Origin of the sequence: Sphingomonas sp. (genome assembly GCF_050725575.1) — a bacterium.
Lineage (GTDB): Bacteria > Pseudomonadota > Alphaproteobacteria > Sphingomonadales > Sphingomonadaceae > Sphingomonas.
In genome coordinates this window covers 37,745-44,836 of the sequence record NZ_JBOHHW010000042.1, presented here as the reverse complement: position 1 = coordinate 44,836, position 7,092 = coordinate 37,745, and the positions used below count along the sequence as shown (strand labels likewise).

Genomic DNA, 7,092 nt, shown 5'->3' with positions numbered 1-7,092 from the left:
GGGAGCGCCCCCTCCACCATTCGCTGAAGAAGCGAATGGTCCCCCTCCCCGTGCCGGGGAGGATTAAGCGGGAACCTCCACCCCGCCCCGCGCATTCCCTTCGCCATGTCCAGGATCATCTATTGCGACGACAGCGAACCCGGCATCACGCGCAGGAAGATGCGCCACGGCTGGGGCTATTTCGACGCCGACAGCGCGCGCATCACGGATCGCGACGAGATCGACCGGCTCAATGCGGTCGGCCTGCCGCCCGCGTACCGCGATGCCTGGTACTGCCCCAAGGCCAATGGCCATATCCAGGCGATCGGCTGGGACGAGAAAGGTCGCAAGCAATATCGCTATCATCCCGAGTTCCGCGAAGCTCAGGAATCCGCCAAATATGATCTGTGCGCGCCGTTCGGCCGCGACTTGCCCAAGCTGCGCGCGCGGGTCGAAAAGGATTTGAAACGCCGCGGTATCGGCAAAGAGACGGCGGTCGCGGCGATCGTGCGGCTGCTCGATCTCGGCCATGTCCGCATCGGCAACGAAGATTATGTGAAGGCCAACAAGAGCTTCGGCGCGACCACCCTGCGCAAGCGCCACGCCCGGCTCAGCGGCCAGACACTGAAGCTGCAGTACAAGGCCAAGTCGGGCAAGCTGCGCGTCCTCACCATCACCGACGGGTCGCTCAGCCGCTTCGTCAGGAAATGCTCCGACCTGCCCGGCCAGCATCTGTTCCGCTGGCTCGATCCCGACGGCGAGGCACGGCCGGTCACCTCATCCGACGTCAATGACTATATCCGCGAGGCAATGGGCGAGGATTACACCGCCAAGCATTTCCGCACCTGGAGCGCGAGCGTACTCGCGTTCGAAGCGCTCGCCTGCGCCGATCACGATATCAGCCTGGCAACGATGCTCGAACCGGTGACCGAGGCGCTCGGCAATACGCCCGCGATCGCCCGAAAATCCTATGTCCATCCCGCACTGATTGCGCTGGTCAAGGAAGGGCAGACGTTGTTCCGCGAAGGCTGCACCCTGCCTCGCCGTACGCAATATCTCTCGCGCGCCGAACGCGGCCTGATCGACTTCCTCGATTCCGGAAGCCTTGGCCCCAGCGCCAAGGCCGCCTAGGTCTTCCGACATGACGACCAACAACACCGCAGCCGCCGCGCCAACGCCGACGCCGACATCGACGTCGAAGATCGATCCCGCCAATATCGACCAGCAGGCGCAGAGCTTCATCAATGCCAGCACCCTCTGGATCCAGACGCACTGGCTGCAAATCATCATTGCCGTCGCGGTGGCCACGGCGATCGTCCTGGCGCTGTATTTCGCGCGCAGCCTGGGCAATAAATTATGCGAGCGCAGCCCGGGCACCGCCGGCTGGGGCAAGGTGTTCGGCCGCGCGATCGTCAAGACCGGCAATTTCTTCATCATCATGGTCGCGGCCAAACTGGTCAGCGGTTACGCCAACGCGCCGCCCGAAATCACCACGACGATCAATTTCCTCTTCACCCTGGCCGCGGTGTTCCAGGCGGCGATCTGGGCGCGCGAAATCATCCTCGGCGCGATCGAACACCGCACTCAGTCCGAACATTATTCGGGCGAAGCACTGGGCAGCGCGATGGGCATCATTCGCCTGCTCGTGACCTTTGCGCTGTTCGCGATCGCGCTGATCGTGGTGCTCGACAATCTCGGGGTCAATGTGACCGGCCTGGTCGCGGGTCTGGGCGTCGGCGGCATCGCCATCGGCCTGGCGGCGCAAGGCATTTTTGCCGATCTGTTCGCGGCGCTGGCGATCATTTTCGACCGCCCATTCCGGCGCGGCGATGCGATCACCTATGACCAGTCCTCGGGCACGGTCGAGGCGATCGGGCTGAAATCGACCCGAATCCGTGCCGCCACCGGCGAAGAGCGGATCATCGCCAACAAGAATCTGCTCGACAAGGAAATCCTCAACAACTCGCAGCGCGAGTATCGCCGGATCAAATTCACCCTCGGGCTGGTACAATGGACGCCGATCGATGTGATGGACCGCCTGCCGGAGATGCTCAAGGAAGTGGTCGAAGGCTGCGGCTATGCATTTGTGCGTGCCGGCTTCCTGAACTTCAGCGCCAGCAGCTATGATTTCGATCTGGAGTTCGATTCCGAGACCGCAGCGTATGAGGATTTCTTCAACGCCCGCAACGCCGTGGGGCTGGCGATCATCCGCCGCTTCAACAACGAGAATATCGAATTCGCCTATCCGACCCAGACCGCCTTCACCGCCGCACCGCAGGGCGGGATGATCTATCCCTATCCCGGCGAGGAAGAACCGGCCGAACCAAGAGTGAAGGCAGCACCGCCAGAACCAAGAGGAGCGCCCGTGCCGTCAGCGGACCGGTCGGCGGTCGATCAGGACGGACATCAGCCATGACCGGGCAGGACAGCCACGAAGCGATCGTGCGCGCGCAATATGAGGCGTTCCGCGACCGCCGCCGCGCCGATAGCGAGGCGTTGCTGGCCGACGACTTCACCTTCACCAGCCCCTATGACGATGCAATCGACCGCGACACTTTCTTTGAGCGGTGCTGGCCGGGTGGCGATCGTTTCACCGATTTCGCCATCGAGCGGTTGACGACCGACGCCGATGGCGCGTTCGTGACCTATTTCGTCACCACCGATAATGGGGCGCAGTTCCGCAACACCGAGTATCTGACCGTGCGCGACGGCCAGATCCGCAGCGTCGATGTGTATTTCGGGGCGAGCTACGAAGGCGGCAAATTCGTTGCCCAAAAGCCCGATTCGGACGCCGATAGAAAAAATTAGAAAGTCCGGTTCGCTTTTCGGTCGGTGAAAGATCACGCATTTACGTGGCTTCGACGCTACGGCACCCCCGGCATTCACGTTCGCGGCACGTTTCTGCTCGGCAGCCACTTGCCGAGCGCACCCGACGACGCCTATCTGGCCCGCATCAGCGAACTGACGCGAAGGGAAATGCGATGACGACGATCAGCGTGCAGGAAATGGCCGGCCGGATCGGTACTGAATCCGTTTCCGACTGGGTCGAAGTGAGCCAGGAGATGATCAACAAGTTCGCCGATGCCACCGGCGACCATCAATTCATCCATGTAAACCCGGAAATGGCCAAGCTGACGCCGTTCGGCGGTACCGTGGCGCACGGCTTCCTGACGCTGTCGCTGATGCCGCTTTTGTCCTCCAAGATCATCGATCCGGTGTCGATCGAGGGCGTGAAGATGGGCGTGAATTATGGCGGCAACAAAGTCCGCTTCCTCACCCCCGTCCGCTCCGGCAAGCGGATTCGCGGCCGTTTCAAGCTGATCGAGTTCGCCGAAAAGCGTCCCGGCCAATGGCAGCAGACCAATGAACTCACGGTGGAAATCGAGGGCGAGAACAAGCCCGCGATGATTGCCGAATGGATCAGCCAGATTTTCGTTTGAACTCAATACCCTTCCCGCAAAGCGAGAGGGGCAAGCAAAAGGATCAACACTCATGCGTTCCGCCGTCATCGTTTCCACCGCCCGTACCGCCATCGGCCGCGCCTATCGCGGCGGGTTCAACAACACCCCGGCCCCGACGCTTGCCAGCCACTCGATCAAGGCCGCGGTCGAGCGCGCCGGGATCGACGGCGCCGAAGTCGATGACGTGGTGTTCGGCTGCGCGCTGCAGCAGGGCCATCAGGCCGGCAATATCGCGCGCACCTCGCTGCTCCGTGCCGGCCTCCCGGTCTCGGTCGCCGGCATGTCGGTCGACCGCCAGTGCGCCTCGGGCCTGATGGCGATCGCCACTGCCGCGAAGCAGATCATCACTGACAATATGGACATCACCATCGGCGGCGGCGTGGAAAGCATTTCGCTCGTCCAGACCCCGCAGATGCGCGTCGCGCCCGACCCCGAACTGATCGCGATGCACAAAGACGTGTACATGCCGATGCTCGGCACCGCCGAAGTCGTCGCCAAGCGCTACGGCATCAGCCGCGACGCGATGGACGAATATGCGCTCCAGTCGCAGCAGCGCACTGCCGCCGCTCAGGCGGCCGGCTATTACGACAAGGAAATCGTGCCGGTCACCGCCAACATGGCGATCGTCAATAAGGAGACCAAGGAGGTCACCTACAAGGAAGTGACGATCGCCAAGGACGAAGGCAACCGCGCCGACACGACGATCGAAGGCTTGCGCGCGCTGCAGCCCGTGATGGGTCCGGGCATGACGATCACCGCCGGCAATGCCAGCCAGCTGTCCGACGGTTCATCGGCAAGTGTGCTGATGGAGGAAGCAATCGCATCGAAGCGCGGCCTGACCCCGCTCGGCCGTTATGTCGGCATGGCGGTCGGCGGCACCGAGCCCGACGAGATGGGCATCGGCCCCGTCGTCGCGATCCCCAAACTGCTGCAGCGCTTCAACCTGAAGATGGACGATATCGGCCTATGGGAACTGAACGAGGCGTTCGCGGTGCAGGTGCTGTATTGCCGCGACAAGCTCGGCATTCCGGATGAGCTGCTCAATGTCAGCGGCGGCGCGATCTCGATCGGCCACCCTTACGGCATGACCGGCGCGCGCGCGACCGGCCATGCGCTGATCGAAGGCAAGCGCCGCGGCGCCAAGTACGTCGTCGTGACGATGTGCATCGGCGGCGGCCAGGGTGCCGCCGGCCTGTTTGAAGTCCTCTAACAGCGGGTTGGCGGATCGGGCGCGTCCCGGTCCGCCGCCTCCATGACTGCCCGGTCGCCCATCACATAACGCGGCCCGGGTCCCTTTGCGGCGGCGCGGTCGCCGGGATTGTACAACGCGCATTTCCTGAGCGACAGGCAACCACACCCGATACAGTCATCGAGCCGGTCGCGGGTCCGCGTCAGCGCCGCGATCCGCTCGTCAAGCAAGGCGCGCATGCCGCCGCTCATCCGCCGCCAGTCGGTCGCATTGGGCGTGCGCTCACCCGGCAATTTCGCCAGCTCCAGCCCAATCGCCTCGATCGACAGACCCAGCTGCTGCGCGATCAGGATGAATGACAACCGGCGAATGTCGGAGCGCAGGAAGCGCCGCTGCCGCCCGGCATTGCGGAACGGGCTGAGCAGGCCCTTCGCCTCATAGAAGCGGATCGCCGATACCGACACGCCGGTGCGCGCCGCGAGATCGCCAATCGAGATGATGTCGCTTGCCTGCATGATCGCTTCTTTTCAAAATCGCTTGACCTCAACTTAGGTTGAGATTGCACAAGCCGTGCGTCAACTCGAATCGGCAAATACGGAGCCCATCATGACGCAGGCGAAACTGGAACATGCCAACATCACGGTCAGCGATCCCGAGCGATCGGCGCAGATGGTCGAGATGCTGTTCGGCTGGGAGGAACGCTGGCGCGGCCCGGCGCGCGACGGCGGCTTCACCGTCCATGCCGGGAGCGAGACCGATTATATCGCCTTCTACACCGGCCCGAACGGCCGGGATCTGACCGCGCGCTATCCCAAGGGCGCGCCGCTCAACCATATCGGCGTGCTGGTCGACGATCTCGACGAGGTCGAAAAGCGCGTGCTCGCGCTGGGGCTCAGGCCCTTTTCGCACGGCAATTACGAACCGGGGCGGCGCTTCTATTTTCTCGATCCGGACGGGATCGAGTTCGAGGTGGTGAGTTACGCCTGAGGACTGGGGCCTTACCCCACCTATCCGCCGTCATTCCCGCGAAAGCGGAATGACGGCAGGGGCTCGAGCGGAAACCCTTTCCTTCCCGTGCGTTATCCCCTTTGAACCGAGGAGAGACGCCATGTCGACCAACGCCGAAATCAAAAAAACATTATGGGACAAATTGTCCGCCAGCCCGTTCCTGATGATCGGCCTGACCGGCTCCGGCGAACATAGCGAGCCGCTGACCGCGCAACTCGATAAGGATCAGGTCGACACGCTCTATTTCTTCGTCGGCAAGGACAATCGCCTGATCAAAGGCGGCGCGGCGATGGCGCAGTTCGTGTCGAAGGGGCATGATTTCTTCGCCTGCCTGTCGGGCAATGTGCGCCAGGACAATGACTTCGCGATGATCGAGAAACTATGGTCGAAGCCGGTCGAATCCTGGTTCCCGGGCGGCAAGGACGACCCCAATCTCGCGCTGATCCGCTTCGACATCGACAGTGCCGAATTGTGGGAAAGCGACCTGTCGCTCGCCGGCAAGGTCAAGATGCTGTTCGGCGGCAAGATCGACCAGAGCGAGGAAGGTCATCACGCCAGGGTGGAGACGACCGCCACCTGAGATGTCGCCGTCCATCCAGCCTAGCCATACCAGCGCTGTATGGATGACGGCGTAACGTGAATTTGATCCCGACCGAAACCGGCCCTAGCCCGCGCGAACAGTGTTTGGGTGGCAGGGCCGGTTTCAGGGGGTCAGATGGACGACAACATTACGCCCGAAGAGAAGGTGCAGTCCGGGGCGAAAAAGCCCTGGGCCACACCAAGCGTCATCGTCGCTGAGCTCTGCGCCAATTCCGATAAGATATCCTCGACGATGGAATTCTATGTGCCGACTTTCCACCGGACGCTTGGTCCATCCTGAAACCGGGAATCAGGAACCTAGAATATTTCGAGGAATTCTTCAGGATCGTCCCATACGGCTTCCAGCGACAGCTGAAGGTAGGTCTGGAAATCCGGCGCCACATAGGTAATTTCGTCAGGATCGTGCGTGAAAGCGATGATCTGCCCCACTGTCCCGCCATCAGCGGGTGAATGATCCTGTATCAACAGCAGCGAGTTGCCGCCAAAGGCCGCAAATGGCAGCCATCCGCTGTGAAACCAGCCGTCACGGATGCGTCGGTCGCGTGGCGTCTCTTCGACATAACCAAGATATTGGGGCGACCTGCGCTCCATCCCGGCCAGGGCTGCTTCAGCTGACGCCAGCGACAGGAAGTCATAGCCGGTCAGGAAGCCCGGCCTGAGAAAAACCCGCACTTCATGCTCGCTACCGTCGGCTATCCGCCATGCCTCGCGCAAGCCGAGATCCAGAGGAAAACCAAGCCGCGCCTCCGCCTCGACCAGCGCGCTTTCCGTATTGGGCCCGTGAAGAGCCAGGCCCGCGTCATGATCGGCATAAACGCTGCGCAGCTCTTCGATATAGTCCGCGAACGTCACCAT

At 62.3% G+C, this 7,092-nt stretch carries 10 protein-coding genes; 8 read left to right on the top strand and 2 right to left on the bottom strand.

Features of this window, described 5'->3' with window-relative positions; translation table 11 throughout:
• Nucleotides 1–105 precede the first annotated feature (105 nt).
• The 5 genes from ACRECS_RS21555 (at nt 106) to ACRECS_RS21535 (ending at nt 4,650) form a co-directional block, all read left to right on the top strand.
• Nucleotides 106–1,110, top strand: a complete 1,005-nt coding sequence (locus ACRECS_RS21555; RefSeq protein WP_431585017.1) for a DNA topoisomerase IB — start codon at nt 106–108, stop codon at nt 1,108–1,110.
• Nucleotides 1,111–1,120: 10 nt separating this feature from the next.
• On the top strand, nt 1,121–2,395 hold the full coding sequence (locus ACRECS_RS21550; protein ID WP_431585016.1) for a mechanosensitive ion channel family protein: 1,275 nt from the start codon (nt 1,121–1,123) through the stop codon (nt 2,393–2,395).
• On the top strand, nt 2,392–2,787 hold the full coding sequence (locus ACRECS_RS21545; protein ID WP_431585015.1) for a nuclear transport factor 2 family protein: 396 nt from the start codon (nt 2,392–2,394) through the stop codon (nt 2,785–2,787). The genes ACRECS_RS21550 and ACRECS_RS21545 overlap by 4 nt, the downstream gene beginning before the upstream one ends.
• A gap of 173 nt (nt 2,788–2,960) precedes the next feature.
• On the top strand, nt 2,961–3,419 hold the full coding sequence (locus ACRECS_RS21540) for a MaoC family dehydratase (RefSeq protein WP_431585014.1): 459 nt from the start codon (nt 2,961–2,963) through the stop codon (nt 3,417–3,419).
• Nucleotides 3,420–3,471: 52 nt separating this feature from the next.
• Entirely contained in the window at nt 3,472–4,650 is a 1,179-nt protein-coding gene (locus tag ACRECS_RS21535) for an acetyl-CoA C-acyltransferase (protein ID WP_431585013.1), read from the top strand.
• On the opposite strand, the gene soxR is transcribed toward ACRECS_RS21535, so the two are convergent.
• Complete coding sequence (gene soxR / locus ACRECS_RS21530) at nt 4,647–5,144, bottom strand: redox-sensitive transcriptional activator SoxR (RefSeq protein WP_431585012.1); 498 nt, start codon at nt 5,142–5,144, stop codon at nt 4,647–4,649. The two genes, ACRECS_RS21535 and soxR, sit on opposite strands and share 4 nt — an antisense overlap.
• A 91-nt stretch (nt 5,145–5,235) precedes the next feature.
• Here soxR and ACRECS_RS21525 point away from each other — a divergent pair, with 91 nt between their 5' ends.
• The 3 genes from ACRECS_RS21525 to ACRECS_RS21515 all read left to right on the top strand — a co-directional run bounded on the left by ACRECS_RS21525 (nt 5,236) and on the right by ACRECS_RS21515 (nt 6,517).
• A complete protein-coding gene (locus ACRECS_RS21525) occupies nt 5,236–5,616 on the top strand; it encodes a VOC family protein (RefSeq protein WP_431585011.1) in 381 nt (126 codons plus the stop codon).
• 121 nt (nt 5,617–5,737) lie between these two features.
• Nucleotides 5,738–6,217, top strand: coding sequence for a pyridoxamine 5'-phosphate oxidase family protein (locus ACRECS_RS21520; RefSeq protein WP_431585010.1), 480 nt, complete (start codon nt 5,738–5,740; stop codon nt 6,215–6,217).
• 135 nt (nt 6,218–6,352) lie between these two features.
• Nucleotides 6,353–6,517 carry a hypothetical protein gene (locus ACRECS_RS21515; RefSeq protein WP_431585009.1) on the top strand — a complete coding sequence of 55 codons (165 nt, stop codon included), beginning with the start codon at nt 6,353–6,355 and terminating at the stop codon, nt 6,515–6,517.
• 17 nt (nt 6,518–6,534) lie between these two features.
• Here the strand turns inward: ACRECS_RS21515 and ACRECS_RS21510 are convergent, their stop codons facing one another.
• Nucleotides 6,535–7,092 (bottom strand): SMI1/KNR4 family protein, encoded by a 558-nt coding sequence (locus ACRECS_RS21510; protein WP_431585008.1) that lies wholly within the window; start codon nt 7,090–7,092, stop codon nt 6,535–6,537.